Source organism: Flavobacterium undicola (assembly GCF_009909155.2).
Lineage (GTDB): Bacteria > Bacteroidota > Bacteroidia > Flavobacteriales > Flavobacteriaceae > Flavobacterium > Flavobacterium undicola.
In genome coordinates this window covers 1-25667 of the sequence record NZ_JAAAPM020000042.1, presented here as the reverse complement: position 1 = coordinate 25667, position 25667 = coordinate 1, and the positions used below count along the sequence as shown (strand labels likewise).

The 25667-nt window shown below is 33.5% G+C and carries 19 protein-coding genes; 10 read left to right on the top strand and 9 right to left on the bottom strand.

Going from position 1 to position 25667, the window contains the following annotated elements; translation table 11 throughout:
- Nucleotides 1-131: 131 nt before the first annotated feature.
- The 8 genes from GTZ96_RS16790 to GTZ96_RS16755 all read right to left on the bottom strand — a co-directional run bounded on the left by GTZ96_RS16790 (nt 132) and on the right by GTZ96_RS16755 (nt 12006).
- Nucleotides 132-1010 carry a hypothetical protein gene (locus GTZ96_RS16790; protein WP_161645063.1) on the bottom strand — a complete coding sequence of 293 codons (879 nt, stop codon included), beginning with the start codon at nt 1008-1010 and terminating at the stop codon, nt 132-134.
- A gap of 195 nt (nt 1011-1205) precedes the next feature.
- Nucleotides 1206-1778, bottom strand: coding sequence for a hypothetical protein (locus GTZ96_RS16785; RefSeq protein WP_161645062.1), 573 nt, complete (start codon nt 1776-1778; stop codon nt 1206-1208).
- Between the two features lie 288 nt (nt 1779-2066).
- Nucleotides 2067-3248, bottom strand: a complete 1182-nt coding sequence (locus GTZ96_RS16780) for a hypothetical protein (protein WP_161645061.1) — start codon at nt 3246-3248, stop codon at nt 2067-2069.
- Between the two features lie 372 nt (nt 3249-3620).
- Nucleotides 3621-5957 (bottom strand): glycoside hydrolase family 2 TIM barrel-domain containing protein, encoded by a 2337-nt coding sequence (locus tag GTZ96_RS16775; RefSeq protein ID WP_161645060.1) that lies wholly within the window; start codon nt 5955-5957, stop codon nt 3621-3623.
- Between the two features lie 224 nt (nt 5958-6181).
- Nucleotides 6182-7171, bottom strand: coding sequence for an L-glyceraldehyde 3-phosphate reductase (gene mgrA, locus GTZ96_RS16770; protein WP_161645059.1), 990 nt, complete (start codon nt 7169-7171; stop codon nt 6182-6184).
- Nucleotides 7172-7215: 44 nt separating this feature from the next.
- Nucleotides 7216-8235 (bottom strand): LacI family DNA-binding transcriptional regulator, encoded by a 1020-nt coding sequence (locus GTZ96_RS16765; protein ID WP_161645058.1) that lies wholly within the window; start codon nt 8233-8235, stop codon nt 7216-7218.
- An 80-nt stretch (nt 8236-8315) separates the two neighbouring features.
- A complete protein-coding gene (locus GTZ96_RS16760) occupies nt 8316-9545 on the bottom strand; it encodes a hypothetical protein (RefSeq protein WP_161645057.1) in 1230 nt (409 codons plus the stop codon).
- On the bottom strand, nt 9532-12006 hold the full coding sequence (locus GTZ96_RS16755) for a DUF2339 domain-containing protein (protein ID WP_161645056.1): 2475 nt from the start codon (nt 12004-12006) through the stop codon (nt 9532-9534). Before GTZ96_RS16755 ends, GTZ96_RS16760 begins: the two co-directional genes overlap by 14 nt.
- A 450-nt stretch (nt 12007-12456) precedes the next feature.
- Between GTZ96_RS16755 and GTZ96_RS16750 the strand changes: the two genes are divergently transcribed.
- From GTZ96_RS16750 to GTZ96_RS16715, 8 genes are all read left to right on the top strand, one after another.
- Nucleotides 12457-13041 carry an RNA polymerase sigma factor gene (locus GTZ96_RS16750; RefSeq protein WP_161645055.1) on the top strand — a complete coding sequence of 195 codons (585 nt, stop codon included), beginning with the start codon at nt 12457-12459 and terminating at the stop codon, nt 13039-13041.
- A 102-nt stretch (nt 13042-13143) separates the two neighbouring features.
- Nucleotides 13144-14295 (top strand): FecR family protein, encoded by a 1152-nt coding sequence (locus tag GTZ96_RS16745; protein ID WP_161645054.1) that lies wholly within the window; start codon nt 13144-13146, stop codon nt 14293-14295.
- Between the two features lie 99 nt (nt 14296-14394).
- The gene (locus GTZ96_RS16740; protein WP_207720203.1) at nt 14395-17709 is read left to right on the top strand and encodes a SusC/RagA family TonB-linked outer membrane protein; all 3315 of its coding nucleotides are present in this window, start codon (nt 14395-14397) and stop codon (nt 17707-17709) included.
- A 30-nt stretch (nt 17710-17739) separates the two neighbouring features.
- Nucleotides 17740-19278 (top strand): RagB/SusD family nutrient uptake outer membrane protein, encoded by a 1539-nt coding sequence (locus tag GTZ96_RS16735; RefSeq protein ID WP_161645053.1) that lies wholly within the window; start codon nt 17740-17742, stop codon nt 19276-19278.
- Nucleotides 19279-19431: 153 nt separating this feature from the next.
- Nucleotides 19432-20394, top strand: a complete 963-nt coding sequence (locus tag GTZ96_RS16730) for an alpha/beta hydrolase (protein WP_161645065.1) — start codon at nt 19432-19434, stop codon at nt 20392-20394.
- A 9-nt stretch (nt 20395-20403) separates the two neighbouring features.
- Nucleotides 20404-21390: an alpha/beta hydrolase gene (locus GTZ96_RS16725; protein WP_161645052.1), complete on the top strand. Its 987-nt coding sequence runs from the start codon at nt 20404-20406 to the stop codon at nt 21388-21390.
- A 6-nt stretch (nt 21391-21396) separates the two neighbouring features.
- Nucleotides 21397-22200: a rhamnogalacturonan acetylesterase gene (locus GTZ96_RS16720; RefSeq protein ID WP_235973035.1), complete on the top strand. Its 804-nt coding sequence runs from the start codon at nt 21397-21399 to the stop codon at nt 22198-22200.
- 14 nt (nt 22201-22214) lie between these two features.
- Nucleotides 22215-23201 (top strand): pectinesterase family protein, encoded by a 987-nt coding sequence (locus tag GTZ96_RS16715; protein ID WP_161645050.1) that lies wholly within the window; start codon nt 22215-22217, stop codon nt 23199-23201.
- A gap of 274 nt (nt 23202-23475) precedes the next feature.
- Here GTZ96_RS16715 and GTZ96_RS18250 read toward each other — a convergent pair whose 3' ends face one another.
- The gene (locus GTZ96_RS18250) at nt 23476-23619 is read right to left on the bottom strand and encodes a JAB domain-containing protein (protein WP_394368023.1); all 144 of its coding nucleotides are present in this window, start codon (nt 23617-23619) and stop codon (nt 23476-23478) included.
- Between the two features lie 194 nt (nt 23620-23813).
- Between GTZ96_RS18250 and GTZ96_RS16705 the strand changes: the two genes are divergently transcribed.
- Nucleotides 23814-24665, top strand: a complete 852-nt coding sequence (locus tag GTZ96_RS16705) for an AraC family transcriptional regulator (protein WP_181033221.1) — start codon at nt 23814-23816, stop codon at nt 24663-24665.
- A 317-nt stretch (nt 24666-24982) separates the two neighbouring features.
- Nucleotides 24983-25531: a nuclear transport factor 2 family protein gene (locus tag GTZ96_RS16700; protein ID WP_161645048.1), complete on the top strand. Its 549-nt coding sequence runs from the start codon at nt 24983-24985 to the stop codon at nt 25529-25531.
- Nucleotides 25532-25667 lie beyond the last annotated feature (136 nt).

Sequence of the window (25667 nt, the reverse complement as noted above, 5' to 3'; positions counted from 1 at the left end):
AATCCTCTTGAAAATCTACAAATTTATTTTACGATAACTCCATAGTGTGACGGATGTGTAATCGGTTCCGTTCAACACGAGTTTCATTGTTCGTGCTGCGCACGCAACGAAACTCTAACTGTTAGCAGCAGTTATTTTGCCGTCTTTATACATTTTGTGTAAAGTTTAAATTTTTCTGCATCACTTGAATTGACTTCTTCATCGTAAATATAAAGTCTGAATTTTTTAATTTTTTTGGTTGAAAATGTAATTAGGTCGGCTGGTGTTAATGTAATAAATGCAGAGTATTGATAACTATTACTTTCTGCTTCAACATCTATTTTTGAAGCTCTCGACCATTTTGTCCCATCTTGGAATAGTATTATCACTCCTGTTTCATTTACATTCACGGTACTTCCATAAGTTCTAAGACTTAAATAGTATACTGATTTACCTTTATTGATGTATTTGTAAATTATCGTAGGTGATAATTGTCTGTCACTCATAATTGGTGAACTAAACTTTATTTCATTCGTAAATTCGTCTATTTGCTTGTCAATTTTTGAACAGAAATAGTCCGTTGGATAGTTTATTTTTGATGTATTGAATGGAAAATTATGTTCGTATTCTTTATCATACTTATAATATATTTTTTGTCCACTTAAAGTATCCTTCAATACAAATAGAGGTTTAGCAAAGTAATCTGTTTTGGATGCTTCATTCCATTCTTTTCCTGTTTTATCAATAATGTCTTCAACTACAAATATTCTGTTCTTTAGTGAGTCCTTTACTGTAACAAAATTGTATTTTGTGTCTGGATAGATAACGTTGTTATCATATGCAGATTGACAATACTTTAAGTCCGGATAAAAAGCGTAGTTAAATCCTGATATTGGATTGTCAATAAGTTTAAGTAATGAACCCTTATATAAAGTAAATTCTTCTCCAAGGTAGTTGTGTTCAAAAGTTGCTTGTCCTCTAATGTTTAAGAAAGTCAAACTGACAATAAATAGTAAAATACATTTCCTCATTTTGATAATATGTTTTTGGTACGATGCAGTGTTTATAATTGCTGCTAACGTCAGTCTGTGAAAAAACTAAAATCTACCTCTTGAGAATCTCATATTTGAGATTTTTCTTTGGTAGCCCTCCGAATACTTTCTCAATTTGAAGAGGTTTTTTACAGCCAGACGTTCTCGCGCTACAAGCTGGCCTTTTGTGTGCTGTTATTTTATAAATTTAACTAATTCTGATTTTCTAGAATTATATTCATCGGATGTAATAAGACCTAATTCCAATTTATCTTTTTCAGATTTTAGTTTTGCCATAGCTTCTTCCGAAGTCATTTTATGTTCGCCAATTTCTCCAATTTCAATACCATATTCTAATCTAACTTGAATATTATGTCCAACACCATCTAAATTGGCAGATATAGAAAATCCTTTCTTTTTATCTCCTTCAATTACAAAAGATTTAATTTTCAATGCAGTTTTTGCAATAGTTCTAGAATAAACATTGTAATCGAAGTTCTTTTGTTCGTATTGACTAAGTGCAAGCATTTCAAAAGTTGTCATTCTAATTGTCATTGACGAGAAAATTTGCCCGTTTGTAGGTTTGTCAATTTTAAGTACATCACCTATTTTAAAAGATGTGCCGTCTTCACTGATATATTCTGTGATATCTTCTTTATTAATATCACTCTTTTTTTGTGCATTTTTAACTTGCTCATATTTTAGGACTTGTGCATTCATAACAAAACCACCAACCAACATAATTGTAACTAATAATATTTTTTTCATTTTTCTTTGTTTTTTTAGAGATAAAATTTCTTTTAATTGAGTAATAAAACGGTTTGTTTTAAAGTATAAGAACCTATTGTTTTATGATGTGTTGATGTAATTCTGTTGGTTCATTATCGCCGTTATCTTGTTAGGGTTGCTTGTAACGTTCTTGCACTACAGCGGGTTTGGGATTAAATTAAGCCCTATTTTCGGATTTTCCAAATCATCCCAAATACAAAACTAACTACCCATTAAGTCAAATACCCAAATCCGCTGTAGTAGCTGTTAGCCGTTCGGTTTTTTTGTTTATTCCGCTTTAATTTTGTTGTCATTATCGCTTTCAATATCGTAATAAGTATATTCATCTTGTCTTGAATACCAACGATACTGAGTTTGTTTAAAATGTAAATAATTTAACATTTCATTTAATGATTCTTGTGTGCTTTTTATGTTTCTATTAGTTACAAAATAACCTCCTGTAAAGCTTAACTTTTGATTATTCTTACCTGAAAGACTAACTTCTATATCATTTTCCCAAAGTTTTCCTTTTATGAATTCATAATATGCTTTTCTTAATTTAGGAAAGTTTTTGATTTGCGATTTCACAACTTTTTTCTCTAATTCAGATATTAAACTTTGTACTTCTTTATCTTTATTAGTTTTTGCTTCATTAATTGTCATTGCATATGCTTTAAATATTGCAACTGCAATTGTGAAATCTTGTGCAGATTTTAATGGAGAACTTGTTAAGTCATCTTCATCTAAACTTTTGATATTGTTTTTAAGTTTAGTTTTTAAAGTTTCTAAATCTGAAACTGTTTCCGTTTTTTTATTCGTTTCAGACGCGATTTTTTCATTTTCAGATGTAGCTGTATCATTTTTTTTATCATCGCCCAAATTTGCCATAACTATTATGGCAATTATTGCAGTAATTCCAACTTTCCAAAATTTCGATATGGTCGAGTTTTTCCAAAGAGCATAAATACCAACAGGGAAAAATAGAACACATAAAAGAATAACTAAACCTGTTTTTTCATACCAAGGTTTTTCTTCTCCGCTTTTAAAATTATTTTTGGAATACTTATTTGAATTGTTGGCTACATTATTAGCAGTTTGAGTTGTTTTATATTGTTCAATTTCTTCTGGACTTTTTGTTGTTAAGAAAGCTATACACTCAAAAGTTTTTTCAATATGTTGATTCGCTTTTGTTATTTCGTGAGATTGGTTAAATGTTCCTATTTTTCGTCTGATTTCAACAGTAATTTCAGTTTTATCCTCATTTATTTTGTTTAGATTTATGTCTATGTATACACCTAAACTCAAAAATTCTAAAGACTCATATGTATATTGATTGAAAATTTCGTTTGCTTTTGAAAATTTATATTTGTCGTTTCTTAAACTAATATTTTGAACACTTAATTTAACTTTTTCTATTGGGAAATCTACTTGAATTGTTTTCTTTGGATTGGGAATTGCAAATACTGCCATAATTTTACTTTAGATTATTGTTTTTTAATGTTAAGTTTTCAAATTTATTTGTTTGAAATTAAAATGCTTTATGGTTTTCCGCCTTCTACTGAAATAATTTAAAAACCATTTTTTTAAGTTCTTTTTTTGCAGAATTCTTGGGTATACTGACGGCTAACTTGTATATACTACTAACATAAACAGAATTATATCCCCGTATTAGGGTGGCTATGTCTGACAAATGATAGACTTTATAATTATAACGAAGATATTAAAAAATCTTACAAATTATCAAAAGGACTTTTTATTTATTGAAAAACTTTTCGTACTTCTATAAAACAAAAAAAGTACAGCTTGCACTGTACTTTTAGAGTATAAAAAAATTAAATGTTATTACTTCTTCTCAGAAACAATACTAAGCGTTGTTGCGCCTTGTGTCAAACCATCCACATCCGCTTTTATTGAAATGCTACCGCTGTCTTTTGTGGCTTTAATAATCGCAATGGCTTTTCCTTGATAGGCTCTTGTTTTCTGACCTTGGTAACCATCGTGGTTGATGATGTTTCCATTGTCAACGGCAATAATTTTACCTGAATCCGTAATAGAGAAATTTATCAAATTATCAGCATTGGCACAACGAATTCCTTTCTCGTCTACAATAGTTGCGGTAATAAAAGTGACATCGTCCCAGTTGTTAGCAACTGTGCTTTTGCTTTGAGTTAAAATAATTTTAGCAGGTTTTCCGGCAGAAGTATGTTCTTCCTGAGTAACCACTTTTCCGTTGTTTTTTCCAATAGCTTTTATAGTTCCTTCTTCAAAAGTAACATTCCATTCTCTTGGCGAATCGTCTGCTGGTTTTTTTAGTGAACCTAATGATTTATCGTTCAGGAAAAGTTCTACTTCTTCGCAGTTACTGTACACATTTACTTTGGCATTATCATAAGTGTCAAAGTCGCTCGGCGTCCAATCAGAAACCCAAAAACCAGCACCCGCATTATCTGATTTTCGAACAATATGCACCACAGGTTTTGCTGACCACCAGCTGTCTCTTTGTAAAGATTGTTGTTTCCAGTTTCCGGCTCTGTCAAACAAACCTTGATTATTCGTCGTTTCTGGCCAATCGGCTTCACCTAAATAATCGTAACCCGTCCATAAAAATTGTCCTGCCATGTACGGCTTGTCTCTTAAGGCTAACCATTGATTAATTACATGCGTATTTTCGGTACCAATTACTTTCCAGGTTGGATGTGCTTCATGAGCGGCAATCAGTTCGTTTTCACGGTAATTCTGACCTACAAGGTCCATTTGCTCTGCAAAACCACTAAGATATACTTTAGAGTTTCCAGGTCTAAAAAGTGCCATCGTTACCGGTCGGGTATTGTCGTATTTTTTTACCACATCTTCCTGCATCTTGTATTTTTTGTAACCTTCCGGATAGCTTAAATCGTCATGAATTTCGTTTCCAATACTATAAATCACAATCGATGGATGATTTCTATCTCTTAAAATCATGTCTTTGGTGTCTTGTTCCCACCATTCTTTGAAATATAAATTATATCCTTTTTCACCATTGTGTTTGGCTGCCGTCCAGGTATCGAAAGTCTCATCCATAACTACAAATCCCATTTGGTCACACAAATCAAGAAATTCTGGCGCTACAGGATTATGTGAAGTACGAATTCCGTTTACACCCACTTCTTTTAATTTTTGCAAACGTTCTTTCCAAACGCCAAGCGGAACTGCCGCTCCAACCGCTCCACCATCATGATGCAAGCAAACTCCTTTTATTTTGTAATTTTTGTTGTTCAGCCAAAAACCGGTTTCGGCTCTAAATTCGGCATTTTTTATGCCAATAGTAATAGATTGATTGTCAACCAGTGTAGTTCCTGAATACAATTTGGTATTTACAGTGTACAAATTCGGTTCTTCAATATCCCATAATTTAGGATTTAGAATTTCAATTTCTTTGGATAATTCGTTGGTTTTATTGGCTGCAATATTTTCCTGGCTTTCGCTGGCTTTTACCACTTTTCCAGTGTTGTCTACCACTTCAATTTGTAATTTATAAGTTCCGGCAGCTCCTTTGTTTTCAATTTCAGTTTTGATACTTACCACTGCTTTTTTAGCAGTTGGGTTAGGAGTTGTAATTTGTGTTCCCCAATGTTTGAAATGTGTTTTATTGACAGCAACCAAACGTACATGACGGTAAATTCCAGCGCCAGTATAATAACGGGAAGCGGGTTGAATAGTATTGTCAGCTCTAACGGCAATGGTATTGGTTTTGTCTTTTCCAAAGTTCAAATAAGGCGTTAAATCATAACTGAAACTAATGTAGCCATAAGGACGTTTACCTAAATGTTTTCCATTAATCCAGACATCGCTATTGGCCATAACACCATCAAATTCGATAGTGAATAATTTAGTAGCATCGGCAGCATCAACTTTAAAAGTTTTGCGGTACCAGCCAATTCCAGCTGGTAAATAACCTCCGCCACGTGCTGTTGGATTTTCTCTGTCGTAAGGACCTTCAATGCTCCAGTCGTGTGGAACGTCAAGATTTCTCCAGCTTTTATCGTTGAACTCTGGTTTTTCAGCACCAGCCATTTCTCCTTTTGTAAATTGCCAGTTCGCATCAAAATTGATGGTTTGTCTCCCTTGAGCGAAAACGGTCGTTGCAAAGGCTAAAAAGAATAAAAGGCTGTAGACTTTTATGTTTTTTGAATTCTTCATTTTGGTTGGGTTTAGGTTGATTTATTTTATATGACTATCCGTTTCTTATACCGATTGTTGAGAATGGCACACAGACCTGTCTGCCGACAGGCAGGTGAAACTGATTTTAACGGATTATCGCAGATTATGATTTACAAAGAGTTATGAAAAATCCGTTTTTATCTGTTCAATCAGTACCATCTGTGACCTATTTTTTTATTTAGTCCGCTTAGCGGACAGTCATGTTATTTTAAAATTAAATTAATTTTTTCCAATTCTTCCGTACTGAAATTGTAGTTTTCTAAGGCTTTAATAGAATCTATAATTTGTGCGGGTTTGCTGGAACCAATCAATACCGAAGTGATTCGCTCATCCCTCAAAATCCAGGCCAAAGCCATTTGAGCTAATTTTTGACCTCTTTCTTTTGCAATGTTATTAAGTGCTATAATTTTTTCAAGTCTTTCAGGAGTTATGTGATCGGCATTCAGGAATTGTCCGCTGGTGGCTACTCTTGAATCGGCTGGAATTCCGTTCAAATATTTATCGGTCAATAATCCTTGAGCCAATGGAGAAAACGGAATGCAACCCACTTTTTCTTTTCCTAATAAATCCAAAAGTCCGTCTTCGACCCAACGTTCAAACATCGAATATTTAGGCTGGTGAATCAGGCAAGGTGTTCCCATTTCTTTTAATATTTTAAAGGCTTTTTCAGCTTCGACTGGACGATAGTTTGAAATACCTACATACAAGGCTTTTCCTTGTTGAACGATTAAATTCAAAGCCGCCATGGTTTCTTCTAAAGGTGTTTCCGGATCGGGTCTGTGATGGTAAAAAATATCTACATATTCCAAGTCCATTCTTTTTAAACTTTGGTCTAAACTGGAAACCAAATATTTTTTAGAACCCCAATCGCCATAAGGACCGTCCCACATGGTATAACCCGCCTTAGACGAAATAATCATTTCGTCTCTGTAATTTTTGAAATCTGATTTTAAAATTCTTCCTAAACATGTTTCTGCTGATCCTGGAGGCGGGCCGTAATTATTAGCCAAATCAAAATGGGTAATTCCATTGTCAAAAGCCGTTTTTATCAGGTTTTTGCTGTTTTCAAAGTCGCTGGTCTCTCCGAAGTTGTGCCAAAGTCCTAATGAAAATGCAGATAATTTCAATCCTGAGTTGCCACATCTGCGGTATTCCATATTTTCATATCGGTTTGCTGCTGGTTGGTATGTCATTTTTTTTAGTTTTACGTAATCGTTTACGGTGATTGTTAATTTTTTTAGTTTCTTTTGGATGACTCTCTGGTTATTAATGTTGGAGTCAGTATTCGTTTTTGATAGTTTGTTTTTTCTCCTTTTTTCGAAATCAATTCATAGATAAGGTTGAAGGCTTCTTCGCCCATTTGAACCGTTTTTTGATCAACAGTTGATAGCGAAGGAGTGATGTGTTCCCCGAATAAATCATTACAAAAACCAATGACTCCAAATTCATTCGGGACTTGGATTTCCCTTTCCTTTAATTCTTTCAAAGCGCCAAGAGCCGTAAAATCTTCTACGGCAAAAACGGCGTCTGGTTTGTTTTCTAAATTTAAAAAATATTGAACGCCTTTTCTCCCTGCTTCAATGCTGATATCTCCGTTGTAAATTAAGTTGGTGTCGAAAAGAATATTGTATTGCTCTAAAACGGCTTTGTAACCACGAATTCTTTCTGTGAAAGCTTTGATGTGTTGAGGTCCGGAAATGTGAGCAATCCTTTTATATCCTGATTTTATTAGGGATTCCGTCGCCATGAATGCGCCCAAATAATCATCAATACAAACCGAAGAAATTTCTAAATCGTCATTGGTTCGGTCAAAAAAAGCAATCGGAATATTTTTCTCTTTAACCGATTGGAAATGAGAAAAATCAGTGGTGTTTTTAGAAATGGAAACTAGAATACCATCGACTCTGGCTCCAATAAAAGTGTCAATTCCCTTTTTTTCAAATTCTTCTGATTCATTCGATTGATAAATTAAAACATCATAACCATGTTGGCTGGCCAAATTTGAAATGCCGTGAATTACTGAACCAAAGAATAAATGCTCTGCTGTTGGGATTAAAACGCCAATGAGTTTTGTTTTTCCAGAGCGTAGTGAAGAAGCCATTTTGTTAGGTGTGTAGTGTAAGCGTTCGGCAACTGCCTTGACTTTTTTCTTGGTACTGGCACTTATTTCAGGGTGATTACTCAACGCACGGGAAACTGTGGCAGGGGCAATTCCTAATTCTTTGGCAATGTCGCTAATGGTTATTTTATTTTTCATTTTTCCGTAATCGTTTACGAAAATAGAATTTTATTCTGAAATAGCGAAATTGAAGTAAGTTAAATTTTGTAGATTGTTGTTTACGAATGTTTTTTCATATCCTTTACCAAATTAGCAGTAAAAAACACAATTGCAATTCCGCCTAAGCCAATGCAAAGCCACATAAACCAGGCTTGTTGCCAGAAAGACTGGTTTTTTATTTTATTTTTCTTAGCAGTAAGATGATCGATGTCATGAATTGTAGTTTCAGGTAAATAAGTATTAATGTTGTTTTTAAAATTTTCTAAATCGTATTCTGGGCGATTGAGTTTAGGATTTCCCGTTTGGATACTATAGTTTTCGTTGGCTTTCAAGTCAGCAATTATAGTTATTGGATTTTGAAAAAAATGGATTTTAGCAAAAGTTAAAGGTTGATTGTCGTGATTTTCAATTTCTATAAAAAAATCTTTTTCAAAAAGCTGCTGAACTGTAAAGCTGTTCTTTTGGTTGGAATTCAATTCGAAATTGGATAGTGTTTCTTGGTAAGTTTTGGTTTTATGTTTTATAACCGTTTTGTTATTGATATAGATTCGGGCGTTGCGTTGAAACAAATTAGGATCGGATACCGTGAAATTAATTTGATTGACAATTTGCGGATACTTAAAAGCAACATGAATCAGCGTTTTTTTCTGCGCATGGATTTGCATTGTTTTAATGCTTTTTGTTTTGATTTCAACTAATTCAGCAGCATTGGTTTTATGGGTAAAAAGGCCGATTTTCAAGATGTTTATAGGTAGTGTTATGCTGTCGTTTAAGTCGATTTTTAAATAACGATAGGAGGAAAGCGGTAACGGAATTGTCTTGAAAATAATTACATCTTCAATGTTTTCAAGTTCGTTTAAAACTGCTTTGTTGACTAATCCAAACCATTCTTTTTGGTCGTTACTGCCGCTAATGCTGTAGGGTTTTTTAACATCCGAATTGCTTATTGACAGTACGATTTCGGAAATAGATGTTTTATCGTTTTCAAAAATAATAGTGGTTTTTTTCTTAGGAATTGCCGTTCTGGAAAGTATTTTAAATTCCGAAAAAAGGCTGGATGTACTTTCTTTATTTCCTTGCAGGATGTAATAAGGTACTTCAATTCCTTTGCCATCAAGAATTCTGAAATCACTCAGGTCTTCTTTCGAAAAAGAACGAATTTCGGCAGCTAAACTTATTTTATGCAAACCATTTTTGGCTACAGCATTGATTTTTGCAGTTGTGTTGGATTGTGCCAAAATTCCGTTTGTAACCAAAATTAAAAATGCTAAAAAATTATTCAGTTTCATTGTTTGCGTGGTTTTTATTATCATCCTGAACCAAGACTTTTAATTTTTGGTACACAAATGAAATAATTAGAATTAGAACTCCCAATAAGATAAAGGCAATTATTTTTCCAGTTTCGGAAGCATTGCTAATGTCGAAAAAAAATAATTTTAAAATGGTAATTCCTAATAAGATTAAAGCCGCTATTCGTAGGTTTTTAATATGTTTTCGAATTCCAATAATTAGGAAAACAAAAGCAAGAATTCCCCATAAAATAGGATATGCTGTTTTTATAATTTGGCTTTGGCTTAGTTGTATTTGGTCAAAAGCGATTTGTTCTTTTAGATATTGCAAATTGGCTGTTGTGTAATCTTTGTAAAAAGGACTAGATTGAACATCTTGGACTGTAACTGGGGAATTTGAAAACACCAAACCGTGAAGCATTAATTCGGTACTAGCTAAATACACAATGAAAAATGCGGCAATCCAAATAATGAATTTTTTTTGAAAAATTTCGAAAACTGGATCTTCAGTATTGATTTGGTACAACTTATAACCAAAAAACAGGGTGATAATTAATAAAATATAGTGTAAATAGAATCCAATTCTTTGGTGAATTCCTGTTGCAATGTATTGTTCGTGCTCGTAAAACGAATAGTTAGAGAAGAAAAATGTAAACAATACAATATTGACAATCGCTATAATATTAGCAAGTTGGTTAGTAACCGTATTTTTGATTTTGCAAAAATGATTAAAAATAAAAACACTAAAGATGAAATGATAAGTAACAGGAAGCGTAAAAGCCGAATTTACTCCTGTGATATGAAGATTAGCCTGGTAATTTACTTCAAATAATCCAACCAAATAACCGATTACAATTCCAATAATACTTATAAAATAACGGTACTCTTTTGGGTTGAAAGTGATTCCGAATTGCTGTTGATTTTTCTCTTCGTCTTTTAATAAATAATAGGCAGCAAATAAGGAAACAACGGCAAAAATACCCGTTAAAAATATTTTGTTGAAAACAATTGGTAACGTAAGATCAGATAGATAGATGGCTTTCCAATCCATCAACAAACTAATTGTCATTAAAGCTTGAACAATAACCGAAGCGAATCGGTAATAATTTATTTTTGATTTTTGAGCCAACCATAATAAAATAACGGCTTGTGCAGCCCAAAATAAAGTAATGAAATTGCCTTCAAATTGTATTGGAATGGCGAGTGTTATAAAGGTAAGTGTCAATCCAATCAATAGATAAACTGCTGTTTTGTCCAGTCCCATTTTTTTATATAAAAACCAGGCGTAAGCAAAATTCAATAATCCTAATGCTGTGGTAAATATTCCTTTAAGTTCAGGATGGAAATTTTCTAAAATCACCATTCCGGCAGCATAAAACAAAAAGCTATTGCTGGCTAAAATACTTAATTCTGTTGCAGAAAAAAGTCCTTTGGTTCTGATGTTATTGATGATGGAGATGAGTATAAAAACGATATAAAATGCAAATCCAAAAATTAACGCACCAAGATAATGAGGTGTTTTTTCGTCGAGTTCATTGAATAACCAACCGCCGTACAACAATACGGTAAAAGCATAAGACAAGATGTTGATGATTCCCCATTTTTTATGATACGCTAACGCTAAAATCCCGATATTTAATATGAGGATATAGCTAAACAATACTACATAGTTTCCTTCGCCAGTGCTAATCATAAACGGAACTGAAAATCCGCCAATTAGTGATAATACAGCCAGTTCTTTTCTGTCATAAGAAAGTGAAATGAGTGAACTAAATGCGGTAATAAGTACCATAATAATAAACGCCACGGTTTGACCAAACAAATGATAACTGTGGAAAGCAATAGCAATAGTAAAATAGAAAACGGCAATGGCACCAGCTACAAAAACAGAGCTAAAAGCAGCGTATTTTTTACGTAATTTATGTGCAACTCCCAGGATTAATGCACCAGCAAGCATGCCAATTCCCACACGAGCGGGTTCGTTGATCCAATCTTTGTCAATAGCATATTTTACAAAATAACTAATCCCTAAAACCAGGATTAAAATTCCAATTTTGTTAATTAGGTTTTCGCCAATAAATTTCTCTAAATCCGGATTGTTTTCTCTAAATCTTTCCCAGAAAGTTTTCTCAGGTTCTACAGGAATGTATGGTTTTGGTTCTTCAAATTTTGGAGTCGGAACTGTTTCTATTGGCTGAATAACGTTTTCTGTTTTTTCAAGAATTGTTTCCTTTTCAATAGGAGCAGGGGTTATTGGTTTTTCGATTGCAACAGCTAGCGGAGGTTTTGTTGTTTCCGGAGTTGCAATTGGTTTTTCAGAAAGTTTTTCGGCTGCTTTTAATAAATCTAGTTTTCTGCTCAATTCTCTAAATTCATATTCTGTTCTATCAAATTTTGAGTCAATATTTGTTTTGATATAGAATAAAAAACCAAAAAGTAATATCAATAAGAAAATAGTCATAGCACCGCGATTTTTGAAAATTATGAGTTGTAAATATAATAACATTTAGAAAGTAAGTGTCATTTTTTTCTGATATTGTGATTAATGTAGTAGAAAATGAATTTTCATAGATTTGATTGCCTGATATTTTATAAATCTATGGTTAGTTATAAAGTCAATCACAACAGCCTTGCGTGAAATGGGAGAATTTGGTATTTTAGAAAAGAAAGTTATTTGGCAGTAACCAGTTCATATTGAATATTAGCTTTCGGAGAAAGGCAGGCAGTTAGTTCCTGTTTTTCAGCAGTTGGATTTTTTTACTGAATAATAATTTTTAAAACTATAAAATCTTCAATGTTTGTAGGGATTGTTCTCTGTGTTTAATAAAATATTATGTTAAAATTTTAAGATATTCGAAAATTGATTATTTATTTTTAGATTTGACCCACTAACCCTTAAAGTATATTTTGAATGGCATTTGTAAATAAATACAATGACATAGATCTTGTTAAGCGTCTTCAGGAAAACGAAGAAGAAGCTTTGACGATTATTTATAAAGAATATTGGGAAATCATGTATATGGCTGCTTATAACCTTGTTAAAGATAAGTCAGTGTGTGAAGATATTGTTCAGGAAGTATTTATTTCATTATGGCAAAGAAGGGCGAAGTTGCAGATAAAAGCTTCTTTGAAGAGTTATTTGTATACCAGTACAGTTTATAAGGTTTATGATCATTTTAATAAAAATAAAAAAATGGTTAAAGATGAGTTGTTTGATAATTTTGAGAGTAAAATCGAAACTTCTAATCCTGAAACCAAATTGATGCATCAGGAATTAATTTATCATTTAGATGCTATTGTGGATTCCTTACCAGATAAATGTAGAGAAGTTTATAAGCTGAGTAGAGAAAATATGTTGTCTAATAAAGAGATTGCTGAGCAGTTAAATATTTCACAACGCACCGTTGAAGGTCATATTTCTAAAGCTTTGAAAGTTTTAAAAGAATCGCTTGGAGTGGCGGTGAGTATTGAGTTTATCGCACTTTTTTTAAAGTAAAAATTTGATATGCATAAAAAAAAGTAAAAATTTTTACTAATAGAGCAGGTGTGAATCGTTTTTTTGGAGACTTAGTTATATAAGCATACAAAAAACGAACAGATGAGTTTAAATCCCCAACAATATTTTTCAGACTTAGTTACTAAACTTATAGAGGGTTCTATAACTAAAAGTGAGTTAGATAAACTATTAAATTTCTTTTCGAATAATCAGGAAATCGAAAATTGGCCTGCTCATTTAGGATCCAAAGAAGATGTACAAGAAAGGATTTATGAAAAAATCCGATTAGAATTGGATTTTGACAAGAATAAGACAAGCAAAGTAATTCCACTATACAAAAAACCTTTCTTTAAATATGCTGTAGCAGCATCAGTAGTTTTATTCATAACATTTACAACTGTTTTTAATCAACAAAAACCAAATGCTGTTGTTGCAGCGGTTCCTAACAAAATTGAAGTTGGCACCGATAAAGCAATGCTAACTTTAGAGGATGGTTCTACTGTTGTTTTAGAAAAAGGTAAAACTTACAATAATAAAAACGTAAATAGTACAGGCAAAGAATTACTGTATAACAAATCCAATTCAGCATCAAAAAAAGTAGCGTATAATTATTTGACTATTCCACGAGGTGGGCAGTTTGCTATCACTCTTTCTGATGGTACAAAAGTTTGGCTGAACTCAGAAACCAAATTGAAGTTTCCGGTAAATTTTGTAGAAGGAAAAACCAGAGGAGTTGAATTAGTTTATGGAGAAGCTTATTTTGATGTGTCTCCAAGTACAGCTCATAAAGGGGCAGGTTTTACAGTATTCCAACAGAAGCAGGAAATTCACGTTGTAGGTACCGAATTTAATATAAAAGCATACAAAGACGATTCGAATATCTCTACCACTTTAGTAGAAGGGAAAGTCGAAATGCAGTTTGCTAATGTGAAGCAAAACCTAATTCCAAATCAACGCGCCAATTTTGATCTTAAAACCAATAAGGTGAAAATAGCTAAGGTAGATGTCTATAGCGAAATATGTTGGAAAGATGGCGTTTTTAGTTTTGAAGATAAACCACTGGATGAAATTATGAAAGTGCTGTCGAGATGGTATGATATCCAGGTTGTTTTTGAAAACGAATCCATCAAAAAAGAACAATTTAACGGGGTTTTAATAAAAGACAGAAATATTGATGAGATTTTAAGATCTATTAAAAACTCCGGAATTATAAAAAAATATGAATTTAAAAATAAAATTTTGATACTGAAATAAAAAAAAAGAGGGGTAGTAGTTTAGATAATTTGCGGTTGCCTAACTACTTCCCTCCCTATACATTAATTAAACTATTGTTCAACTAACAACCACAAAACTATGAAAATTAATTCTATTAATTGTCGTTTTGAATTTCAAAAACGGCTTCTATTGATTATGATGAAAACATTTTTAATTCTATTCTGTACAACCGTTTTCAGTTTCAATACTGAAACCTCCTTTTCGCAGGCAAAAATATCGATTGAAGAAAATCAATTGGTATCGGTCAAAGAAGTTTTTAAAATAATTCAAAAGCAAACCAATTACAGTTTTATTTACCCTAACGACTTTTTTAAAGATGCTCCAAAGGTGCAATTGAAAAAAGGTACTATTGAAATTTCTAAATTATTAACTCCGATTTTCAAATCTCGTAATTTGAATTTCGAAATAACAGCTGATAAGAATATTATCATTAAAGAGGCTGTGAATACTGAGGCGAAAGAAAAGCCCATTGAAGAAAAAGCTATCCAGGAAATAAAGGTGTCGGGTAAAGTAACCGATGAGAATAATCAGCCTATTCCGGGAGCCAGTATTCTTGTTAAGGGGACTCAAATTGCGACACAGACTGATCTTGATGGGAAGTATTTAATAAAAGTACCATCAAATGAGAGTGTTTTGGTTGTATCATTTATAGGATATGGAACCAAAGAAATAAAGCTTAATAATCAGTCAGTAATCAATTTCCAACTTCTGCCAGAAACCGCAAAATTAGAAGAAGTTGTTGTTGTAGGTTATGGTTCAAGTAAACAAAAAGATTTAACGGGTTCTGTTTCTTCTGTAAAATCAGAAAATTTTAACAAAGGACCACAATTAAGCGCACAGCAAGCCATTCAAGGAAAAATGGCCGGTGTTGTAATTGCTCAGAATAGTGGTAAACCAGGAGGATCTAATACAGTAATCATTCGTGGAGGAACTTCGTTAACAGGAACAAATGATCCTTTGTATGTTATTGATGGTGTTCCAATTTCTACTACAGCGGGAGTGAGTTCAGCAAATATCAGAGGAAATGGAACTGACTTTTTTGATCAGGAACCAACTAATCCTTTGATGACAATTAATCCAAATGATATTGAGTCAGTAACTGTTTTGAAAGATGCTTCTTCAACAGCTATTTATGGTTCAAGAGGAGCAAATGGTGTAATTGTTATTACAACTAAAAAAGGAAAATCTGGGAATTTAAAAGTGAGCCTTGATGTTACTGGTGGGATTTCGACAGTTTCAAAAAAATTAGATGTTTTGTCTGCAGATGAGTATAGAAAAGTAAATACCGATTTAGGTTTGACTTTTTCTGATTTAGGAGGAAACACAAATTGGCAAGACGAAATTTATAGAACTGCAAAAACACAGGATTACAATTTATCTTTTTCAGGAGGCTCAGACAAAACTGCATATAGAGCTTCATTAGGATATGGTGATCAAGAAGGTGTTTTAATTGGTTCAAAATTACAAAGAGCGAATGCAAGAATTAATGTTAACCACACAGCACTTAATGATAGGCTTACATTTGATTTAAGAGTGAATTATGGACAAACATTCTCTAATAATTCACCGGTATCCAATACTGTAGGAAGTGAAGCAGGAACGAGTATCAACTATGAGTCTTATGTTTTTAACCCTACTTATCCAATTTATGATGCTAATGGAAACTACAATCATGTTCCTCCTTATAGAATTAATCCGGTTTCTTTTTCTAATGATGTTTTAGACGAAGTTACCAATAATCGTTTTCTGGGGAATTTATCAACCACTTACAAGATTTTCAATCCTTTAAGTGTAAATGTGAATTTAGGTTATACAAACCAAGCCATCAATAGAAATTCATATATTAAAAAATCCAATCCGCTAGGTGAAGGAATGGGTGGATATGCCAGTGTTCAAAAATTAGAAGATTTCAGTAAGTTATTAGAAACTGTTTTGAGATATAATAACTCATTTGGGAAACATAGTGTAGATGCTATTGCGGGTTATTCATACCAATATTTTGTAAATGAAGGAATCCGTAATGCCGTATCAGGGTTTTTATCAGATGAATTCAGATGGTATAGTTTACAAGCTGCCAGTACTAATCAAGGTGTAACTTCTTTTAAAGGAAGTAATAAATTAATTTCGATGTATGGTAGAGTGAATTATAACTTTGACGATAAAATTCTTGCTACCGCAACTATTAGAAAAGATGGTTCAAGTAGATTTGGTTCAGGAAATCAATGGGGAGTATTCCCATCTGGATCTTTAGCCTGGAGAGTTTCTAACATGGAATTTTTTAAGTCAAAAACCATCTCTGATTTAAAAATCAGAACCAGTTATGGTGTGACAGGAAATCAGGAAATTGGAAATTTAAATTCAATTACAAGACTTGGAGCTACTTCTGCCGGATATATTGTTGGTGGTCAAAGAATCACTACTGTTTTACCATTGCAATATGCTAATCCTGATTTAAAATGGGAACAAACAGCGCAGTTTAATACGGGTATTGATTATTCGTTATTGAATGGTAGAATTCGCGGAAGTGTTGATTATTACGTTAAAAAAACTACTGATCTTTTATTGCGTATTCCGGTGCCTTCACCTACAGCTGTCAGTACACAATTGGCAAACGTAGGAAGTGTACAGAATAAAGGGATTGAGTTAGAAATTTCTGCAGATATCATTAAAAAAGCTGATTTTACTTGGAGTACTTCTATTAACTATACTAGAAATAGAAATAAAGTATTAAGTCTTTCTAACAGCTTATACAAAGGAGATAATATTCAGGTTGCTCCATTGCAAGGACAAGGTTTGACGGCTGGTATTTATGCTCAGCTTATAAAACCAGGATTACCTGTGGGGACTTTTTATGGAAGAGAATTTAAAGGGATTGAGAATGGTGTTGAGATAATTGATCCGGAAATGAAAGTTATTGGTTCAGCACAGCCTGATTTTACATTTGGTATTACAAACTCATTGAGCTATAAAAGATTTTCATTAGGCTTTAATTTTAGAGGATCTGTTGGGAATGATGTGTTTAATTTAACTGCTAATAACTTAGGGTATTTGAGTAATCTTCCTGGACGAAATGTGTTTAAAGAAGCACTTACAAGTGGTGTTTTAAGAAGTCAGCCAAAACAATATTCTTCCAGATGGATTGAAGATGGCTCTTTTGTGAGATTAGACAACATTACTTTAGGCTATGATTTAAATCTTAAAAATGTTCCTTCAATCTCTAATGCAAGATTATTTATTACTGGACAGAATTTGTTGTTGTTTACAAAATATTCTGGTTTAGATCCTGAGGTTAATTCAGATGTTTCTGGTTCTGGAGTCGCTCCTATAGGAGTGGATTACTTAGCTTACCCAAAAGCTAAAACAGTGAGCATTGGATTAAGTGTGTCATTTTAAGCATAATTTCAATTAATAAATAGTACTATCATGAAAATATATAACATCAAATTAATATTGTGTTCATTCATTGTCTCACTTTGCTTGCCAGGGTGCACCAATTTGGATGAAGAATCGTTCGGAAGTTTGTCACCTGACACTTATTATAATAATGAAGCAGAAGCACTTTCTTCTGTTGTAGGAGTTTATCAATCTTTATCGCAAGTAGCTCATATTGGTGATCCTTGGCGTATTGCCGAATTTGGAACCGATGAGTTTATCGTGCCTGGAAGAGCGAGTGGTGGATGGTTTGATCAGAATCAAATTGAAATAATAACGCATACAGTAACTCCTGCAAATGCTACTTGTGGAAGAGCCTGGAAAAATATTTTTCAGGAAATTGGTACTGCTAATGCGGTTTTAGAAAGTTTGCAGGCGTCGCCAAATAGCGCAAATTTAAAAGGCTTGATAGCCGAGGTAAGAGCGTTGCGTGCTTATGGTTATTTTTATGCTATGGATTTTTGGGGCAATGTGCCACTGGTTACTGTAGCCAGAATTGACCCGAATAATTTACCTGGAAATACCCCAAGAAAAGATGTGTTTACTTTTATTGAAACAGAAATGTTAGCAGCTATACAAGATCTGCCTTCAATAACTACTGTAAACAAAGCAAGTTATTATCCAAGGTTTACAAAAGAAGCTATTTATGGAGCTTTGGCAACAATGTATTTGAATGCCGAAGTATATACAGGAACTCCTAAATGGACGGAAGCTGTTGCCATGTGTGATAAAATTATCAGTACAAATAAATATTCTTTGGAGGCTGCTGTAGTTGATAATTTCAAGTCAACAAATGAGCAAAATTCAAAAGAAATAATTTCTTCTTTTTCAATTTCACCAGCACAAAATGCAGGTAATAATCAGTTTATCTTATATACCCAAAATGGATTAGATAAATTAAAGTACAATCTGCCTTTTACACCGGCAAATGGATACAGTACATATCAGGAAGCTCTTGACAGATATCAAAATCAGGATGTTCGTAAGTCGTTAATTGAGTATGGACCACAATATTATTTAGATGGTGTTACGCCTTTAAAATATCCAAATGGAACCCAATTAAATATAATTGCAGTTCAGAGTTTAATCAGTGCCGAGGATAATGAAGGTTATAAAGTGCTAAAATACACTCCTATCGGAACATCCTGGTCTGGTTTTAATGCTGATAATGATTTGGTTTTAATGCGTTATGCTGATATTTTATTGATAAAGGCTGAAGCTTTATTTAGAGGAGGTACTACAACAATCGCTGATACTCCATTGAATTTGGTGAATACAGTAAGGGGTAGAAGTAATGCTTCTCTTTTATCAAGTTTAACTTTGAAAAACATTGAAGACGAAAGGGCCAGAGAATTGATTTGGGAAGGTCATCGCAGAAGAGATATGATTCGTTTTGGTACTTATTTTACCGGAACATGGGCATTCAAAACAACTCAAACGGCTACTTTTAGAGGAATATATCCTATTCCACAGGAACAGAGAACTGCAAATCCAAAACTAGAACAGAATCCAGGATATCCTTTGAATTAAATAATAAATTTGGTTAATAAATAGTTGGTTAAACCCATGTGTTCCTAGATTTTTCTAAAATACATGGGTTTTTTTCTTAATTTAATTTTGTGTGCAATCAATATGGATATGAAGTCTTTTACCAATGTATTGTTTAGATTTAAATATGTTTTAATGTTTGTTTCAATAGTATTTCTAAGCAAAGTTTATGGTCAATCTTATAAAGGAGTAACTGGAATTAGAGATTCGTCTTATTCTACTAAAAATGCTTATAAATATGATGTAAAAACGCATCCGTCTATCAAGATTGTTACTGAATTTCATTTTAATTCGGTTAAAGAAAAACGAAATATTAGCTATTGCGAAATCGGGAAACGCAAATTGAATTTGGATGTCTTTTACAATACTGAAAAGGCAAATTCAAAACGAACAGCAATCATCATTATTCACGGTGGTGGTTGGCGTACCGGAAGCAGGGAACAGCATTATCCGATGGCGCAAAAGTTAGCCAGTTTGGGGTATGTGTGTTTTACACCAGAGTATCGTCTTTCTACCGAAGCGCTTTTTCCGGCAGCTATTTATGATATTAAAGCAGTGATTCGTTGGGTTCGGGAAAATGCAACAGCTTATAATTTTGATGCCAATAAAATTGCTGTTTTAGGTTTTTCCGCTGGAGGCGAAATGGCTTCTTTTATGGGGACAACGGCGAATATGCCGTTATTTGAAGGAACTTCTTGTAATTTAGAGGCAAAATCGAATGCCAATGCAGTAGTGGATATTGATGGAACCTTATCTTTTGTACATACAGATGGTCGTGAAGGAGATGATAGCAAAGGAATTTCGGCAGGAACCTATTGGTTTGGTTATTCGAAAGTAGAAAATCCAAAATTGTGGGAAACCGCATCGCCGCTGAGTTATGTAAGTGCTCAAACACCGCCAACACTTTTTATCAATAGTGCTGTGCCTTGGATGCATGCGGGTAGGGAAGATTACATCAAGGTTTTGGATAAAAACGGAATCTATTCTGAAGTTAAAGAATTCGAAGGAGCGCCACATTCATTTTGTTTGTATGAGCCTTGGTTTAGTCCAACAATTCAATACATAGACAATTTTTTGACTAAAGTTTTTAATAAATAATTTAATGCTATGAAGCAGTTTTTTCAAAATGTATTTTGCCTGGTTCTTTTTATTTCTTTTTATGCAAAAGCTCAGCAAACAGCGATTAAGATTCCAAAAGACACCTCTTTTACGGTAAAAAATGAATACAAGAAATACCTGAAAAATTTTCCGCAAATAACACCTGCCAAAGATGTATTACCGGAAAATGTAAATGAAAGTCGGAACTTGGTTTATACCACATTAAAAAACACTTCTTTTGGAGACCGAGATTTGCATCTTGATGTTTTTTCGCCAAAGAAAAAAGGAAAATATCCAGCTTTAATCATGGTTCATGGCGGAGGATGGAGAGCAGGAGATAAAGCATTGCAAGTGCCAATGGCTCAAAAATTAGCAGCCAAAGGAATTGTAACGGTTTGTGTGGAATACCAATTGTTGCAGGAAGCCAAATATCCGGCAGCGGTTTTTAATATAAAATCGGCAGTACGATGGATGCGCGCCAATGCAGATAAATATGGAATTGATCCTAACAAAATAGCCATTTCAGGTTGTTCGGCAGGTGGACAATTGGCTTTGTTGGTCGGATTGACAAACGGAGTGGAAGCAAAGGAAGGGAATCAGGGAAATTTAGGTTTTTCGAGTGACATACAAGCCATCGTAGATTTGGACGGAGTGGTCGATTTTATGGCGCCTTTGTCTCTTAATTTAAATCGAAAAGCAGACTCGCCAGATGTACAATGGTTAGGAGGCACTTTTTATGAAAAACCGGAAATTTGGAAAGATGCTTCTCCTATCTTTTGGGCTAATGAAAAATCTTGTCCTATATTGTTTGTCAATAGTGGTTTTCCAAGATTTCATGCAGGTCAGGATGAGTTAGTCGGGATGATGAAAGATTGGGGAATATATACTGAAGTTCATAAATTTGATATCCAACTCCATACGTTTTGGTTGTTTAATCCCTGGATTGATCCAACAGTGAATTATATCAATAATTTTTTAATTAAAGTTTTTAAATAAATGAAAATGAAATTTATAGTCCCAGTAATTTGTGTGACAGCTAGTTTTATAATGGCTTTCAGTGTGAAAAAAAATCACGTAACGGTTTATTTAGTTGGCGATTCGACTATGGCAGATTATGCTAATAATTATGAACCAGGCAAAGATTATATGAAAACCAGATATCCGGTTACAGGATGGGGACAGGTTTTTCAGCAATATTTAGTTAAAGATAGTTTGCAAAAAGTGAATAAATTAATTAAAACAGACAGTGCTTTTGTCGATGATCGAGCTCGAGGCGGTCGCAGTACACGAACATTTTTTCAGGAAGGAAGATGGCGGGCAGTGTATGAAAATCTTAAAAAAGATGATTTGGTTTTGATGCAATTTGGACACAATGATGCTGCCGAAAACATGACCGAAAGATATGTGACTATTGAAGGATACAAAGAATTTTTGAGATTGTTTGTCAGCCAAACCAGATCAAAAGGAGCTGTTCCAATTATCTTAACACCAGTAGCCAGAAACTATCCTTGGAAAGATGGAAAATTACAAAATGTTCACGGATTGTACGATCAGGCAGCGAAAGATGTCGCGAAAGAGTTGAACGTAAAATGTATCGATTTGAATAAAAAATCAATGGATTATTTCACTAAAAAAGGAGAGTCTTTTGTGGCTGAAAATTATTTTATGAATTTCCCGGCAGGCAAATATGAAGCCTATCCAGACGGACAAAAAGACAATACCCATTTTCAAACTAAAGGAGCAATAGAGGTAGCCCGGCTTGTTTTTGAAGGAATGAAAGAACTGAATACAACTATTAAAAATTAAACCCAATTATTTTCATGAAAAATACAATCAGACTAAAATACATTTTGTTTTTTCTATTCGTTACCCAATTGTTTTTTGCGCAAACAGCAAATCCCGAAAAATACAAATACCAATTTGTTGTTGCTAAAGATGGCAGTGGCGATTATAAATGCATTCAGGATGCGATAGATGCGATGCGAAAGTTTCCTTTGGCACCAATTACTTTGTATATTAAAAATGGTGTTTACAACGAAAAGATAGAATTGTCGGCTAATAATACCGATGTTATTTTTATTGGGGAAAGTGTAGAGAAAACTATTATAACCTATAATGATTATTCCGGTAGAGGAAAAATGGGAACTTTTGATTCTTATACGGCTAAAATATCCGGAAACCGATTCAAGGCCGAGAATATTACGTTTGCCAATTCTGCCGGGCGGGTAGGGCAGGCGGTAGCCTTGTATGTCGATGCTGATAAAGCTGTTTTTAAGAATTGTAAATTTTTAGGAAATCAAGATACCATCTATCATGGTGGCGAATATTCAAGACAATTTTTTGTAGACTGTTATATCGAAGGTACCACTGATTTTCTATTTGGACCTGCAACGGCGGTCTTTAAAAACTGTACACTTTTTTGCAAAGCAAACTCTTATATTACAGCTCCAAATACTCCAAAAGACAAAGAATTTGGTTTTGTCTTTTTGGATTGCAAAGTGATTGTGAATGAAGAAGTAGACAAGCTTTACCTTGGCCGACCTTGGAGAGCGTGGGCAAAATCAGTATTTATAAAATGTGAATTGCCTAAACAAATTGCTCCGCAAGCATGGGACAATTGGGGTAATACTGATAATGAAAAAACCGCTTTTTTTGCGGAATACGAATGCAGTGGTGAAGGTTTTAAACCAAAAGAAAGAGCGCCATGGACACACCAATTAAAGAAATCAGAAGCAGAAAGATATACTTTGAAAATTATTTTAGGCAGCAATTCAAAATCTTCTGAAAAAGAATGGTACGATTTGTAATTTTCTGAATTTTATATTTTAAAACTAAAAACAGCCGCAGGATCAATCTTGCGGCTGTTTTTTATAGGAATCGATGCTTGGACTGCGAGGATATTAATCTTTTAGTTCTATGGCATGAAAAAAAGCCTCATATTTCTATGAAGCTTTTCTAGTAGCGGGAAGCATTCAAATATCTAACCACTTTATTGAGGATTATTATATGATTGTTGCGCTTGCATCTTAAAATATATACTGAAAACTCTATATTCTTTTTTGAAAATCTTTTTAGAGATAATCATAGTTTGAATTTATAAACAAAGGAATAATAGGATTCGGTAGCTATAATTAATGAATCCAGTAATGTGATATCAAGAAGTCTTCCGGCTACTTTTGCTTTTTGAGTTAGCTGTTTGTCGGCTTCAGAAGCTGTAAGGTTAATATATGTACTTACAAATGGATGAATTGTATTAGGACTAAAAGAGCAAAATATTTGGACTAAAAAGGAAGATATATTTTTCTTAATGCTTATATCTTTGTAGCTGAAGTTTATAATATTTCAGGATTAACTCCAAAAGAATTTCCAAAACAAAATTAAAACTGCTTTATAGCTTTAATAGTTGTAGTATGAAAAAAATGATTAAAGTTCCAACTTCTTTGATTGGCTGCGATGCGCCGCAAAACTTCCTGATGTTAGATGGCTGTTCTGTAATTGAGCAGTGCATACACAGTACTGAAGCTAAAGGAATCATGTACTTAGAACAGCATTTACTCCTAATTGTACTGGAAGGATCCGTTGTTCTGACTTATGGAAAACAGGAATATAAGCTTGGCAAGAATGATATGATTCTGCTTAAAAAAGCAACTGCTGTAAAGTATCATAAATTCGGAAATGCTGAAAATGATAATATTTACGATAGTTTTATGTTCAGTATCAAAGATGATGTTCTAAAAACATTTTTATCAACCTCAGAAATTAAGGTATCAAAACCTGAGGGAGAAATTAAGACAGGAGTTTACCCAATGAATGAATGTTTGGTTGCATTCGCCCATTCTCTAAAGCCTTACTTTTTTGATCATTCTGTTGTTCATCCCGGACAGCTTCGCCTGAAGATTATGGAATTACTTTATGATGTTGCAGAATGTAACCGAAATATGTTTTTACAAATTCTCCAGTTGCACGAGCCTGTAAAAACTGATATCCGTAATGTGGTGGAACAGCATTATGCTTCACCAGTTTCTGTTTCTGAACTGGCTTATCTTTCCGGCAGAAGTCTGTCGAGTTTTAAAAGAGACTTTCAAAATATATACAATGCTACTCCTGCAACCTGGATCAGAGAAAAGAGATTGGAAAAAGCAAAAGATATGCTGGAAACTACTGCTTTATCGGTTTCAGATATATGTTATTCCCTAGGATTTGAAAATGTGTCTCACTTTTCAAGAATATACAAAGAATTCCACGGACAGGCACCAAGTATCTCTCGTTAGTGATTGTTGAAGCACTAAATCAGCTTCGATAAAATTTCAGTATTCAATTATTTGAATCACAGTCCTAAATCTTACATCTTATTCTCAATTTCTCATTAAAAGTTTTTATGATAAATCTTATTAATAGAGAAACTTCCACATTTAATTTTCCACTTTAAAAAAGGACTAATTAGTAAAAATCTTTGGACTAATTAGAAAAAACGTCACGCTTTAGCCATTGTACCTTTGTTTTAGAAATTGAACTTAACGAATTCTGTCAGGCAACACAGTAAATTATGTTCAAAAATTAATAATATTCAACTAAAACAGAACGATTTATGAAAAACATTCCAGGAAGAAGAAACGCAGTTCTAAATTCCGCAGGTTTTAATGCTGATGGCTTTAGGCAGGGCATCGGAAAAATTACGAAAAAAATATTTTCCTTAACCATTATCTCAGCATTAACAATTGGCGGTTTATTAGTTTCCTGTCAAGATAAAAATAATCAAAACAATAAAACAGAAGTTATGCAAAACAATCAAGAACAAAAAGAAGGAATCCTGAAAGCAATAGATTTATATGTAGAAGCAGGAAAAAAAGGGGATGGGAATATTGCAAAACCAGCATTTGCATCAACCGCAACAATGTCGTGGTCTGAAAATGGAGTATTAAAAAGTGTTCCTATACAAGCACTATTTGACGGATTTTCTGCAGCGGAGCCAATGGAAGCAAATTACAAATTGACTAGTCTAGATGTAGAAGGTGATGTAGCAATAGTGAGAATCGAATCTCAGTTTGGATCTGACAAATATGCAGATATGTTTACAGTGGTTAAGGACGGCAGCGATTGGAAAATCATCAGTAAAATTTATCAAATTATAAAATAAGCAATGAATAAATATATTGAGTTAGTCATTTAGTTTCTGTATTTTTATGTCTTTAAAAACAGTCGTTATGGAAGTATTTGAAGGACAAAGCATACTAAACTTTATAAAAGAATTGCCAAATGATGAAGCTTGCAAA

Bases quoted from the DNA above. Each gene is read 5' to 3' on its own strand.
- GTZ96_RS16790 (WP_161645063.1), bottom strand. From the start codon at position 1,010: ATGAGGAAATGTATTTTACTATTTATTGTCAGTTTGACTTTCTTAAAC.
- GTZ96_RS16740 (WP_207720203.1), top strand. From the start codon at position 14,395: ATGAAAATTAATTCTATTAATTGTCGTTTTGAATTTCAAAAACGGCTT.
- GTZ96_RS16735 (WP_161645053.1), top strand. From the start codon at position 17,740: ATGAAAATATATAACATCAAATTAATATTGTGTTCATTCATTGTCTCA.
- GTZ96_RS16745 (WP_161645054.1), top strand. From the start codon at position 13,144: ATGAGTTTAAATCCCCAACAATATTTTTCAGACTTAGTTACTAAACTT.
- GTZ96_RS16765 (WP_161645058.1), bottom strand. From the start codon at position 8,235: ATGAAAAATAAAATAACCATTAGCGACATTGCCAAAGAATTAGGAATT.
- GTZ96_RS16760 (WP_161645057.1), bottom strand. From the start codon at position 9,545: ATGAAACTGAATAATTTTTTAGCATTTTTAATTTTGGTTACAAACGGA.
- GTZ96_RS16755 (WP_161645056.1), bottom strand. From the start codon at position 12,006: ATGACTATTTTCTTATTGATATTACTTTTTGGTTTTTTATTCTATATC.
- GTZ96_RS16730 (WP_161645065.1), top strand. From the start codon at position 19,432: ATGTTTGTTTCAATAGTATTTCTAAGCAAAGTTTATGGTCAATCTTAT.
- GTZ96_RS16780 (WP_161645061.1), bottom strand. From the start codon at position 3,248: ATGGCAGTATTTGCAATTCCCAATCCAAAGAAAACAATTCAAGTAGAT.
- GTZ96_RS16785 (WP_161645062.1), bottom strand. From the start codon at position 1,778: ATGAAAAAAATATTATTAGTTACAATTATGTTGGTTGGTGGTTTTGTT.
- GTZ96_RS16775 (WP_161645060.1), bottom strand. From the start codon at position 5,957: ATGAAGAATTCAAAAAACATAAAAGTCTACAGCCTTTTATTCTTTTTA.
- GTZ96_RS16715 (WP_161645050.1), top strand. From the start codon at position 22,215: ATGAAAAATACAATCAGACTAAAATACATTTTGTTTTTTCTATTCGTT.
- GTZ96_RS16705 (WP_181033221.1), top strand. From the start codon at position 23,814: ATGATTAAAGTTCCAACTTCTTTGATTGGCTGCGATGCGCCGCAAAAC.
- GTZ96_RS16750 (WP_161645055.1), top strand. From the start codon at position 12,457: ATGGCATTTGTAAATAAATACAATGACATAGATCTTGTTAAGCGTCTT.
- GTZ96_RS16725 (WP_161645052.1), top strand. From the start codon at position 20,404: ATGAAGCAGTTTTTTCAAAATGTATTTTGCCTGGTTCTTTTTATTTCT.
- GTZ96_RS16700 (WP_161645048.1), top strand. From the start codon at position 24,983: ATGAAAAACATTCCAGGAAGAAGAAACGCAGTTCTAAATTCCGCAGGT.
- GTZ96_RS16720 (WP_235973035.1), top strand. From the start codon at position 21,397: ATGAAATTTATAGTCCCAGTAATTTGTGTGACAGCTAGTTTTATAATG.
- mgrA (WP_161645059.1), bottom strand. From the start codon at position 7,171: ATGACATACCAACCAGCAGCAAACCGATATGAAAATATGGAATACCGC.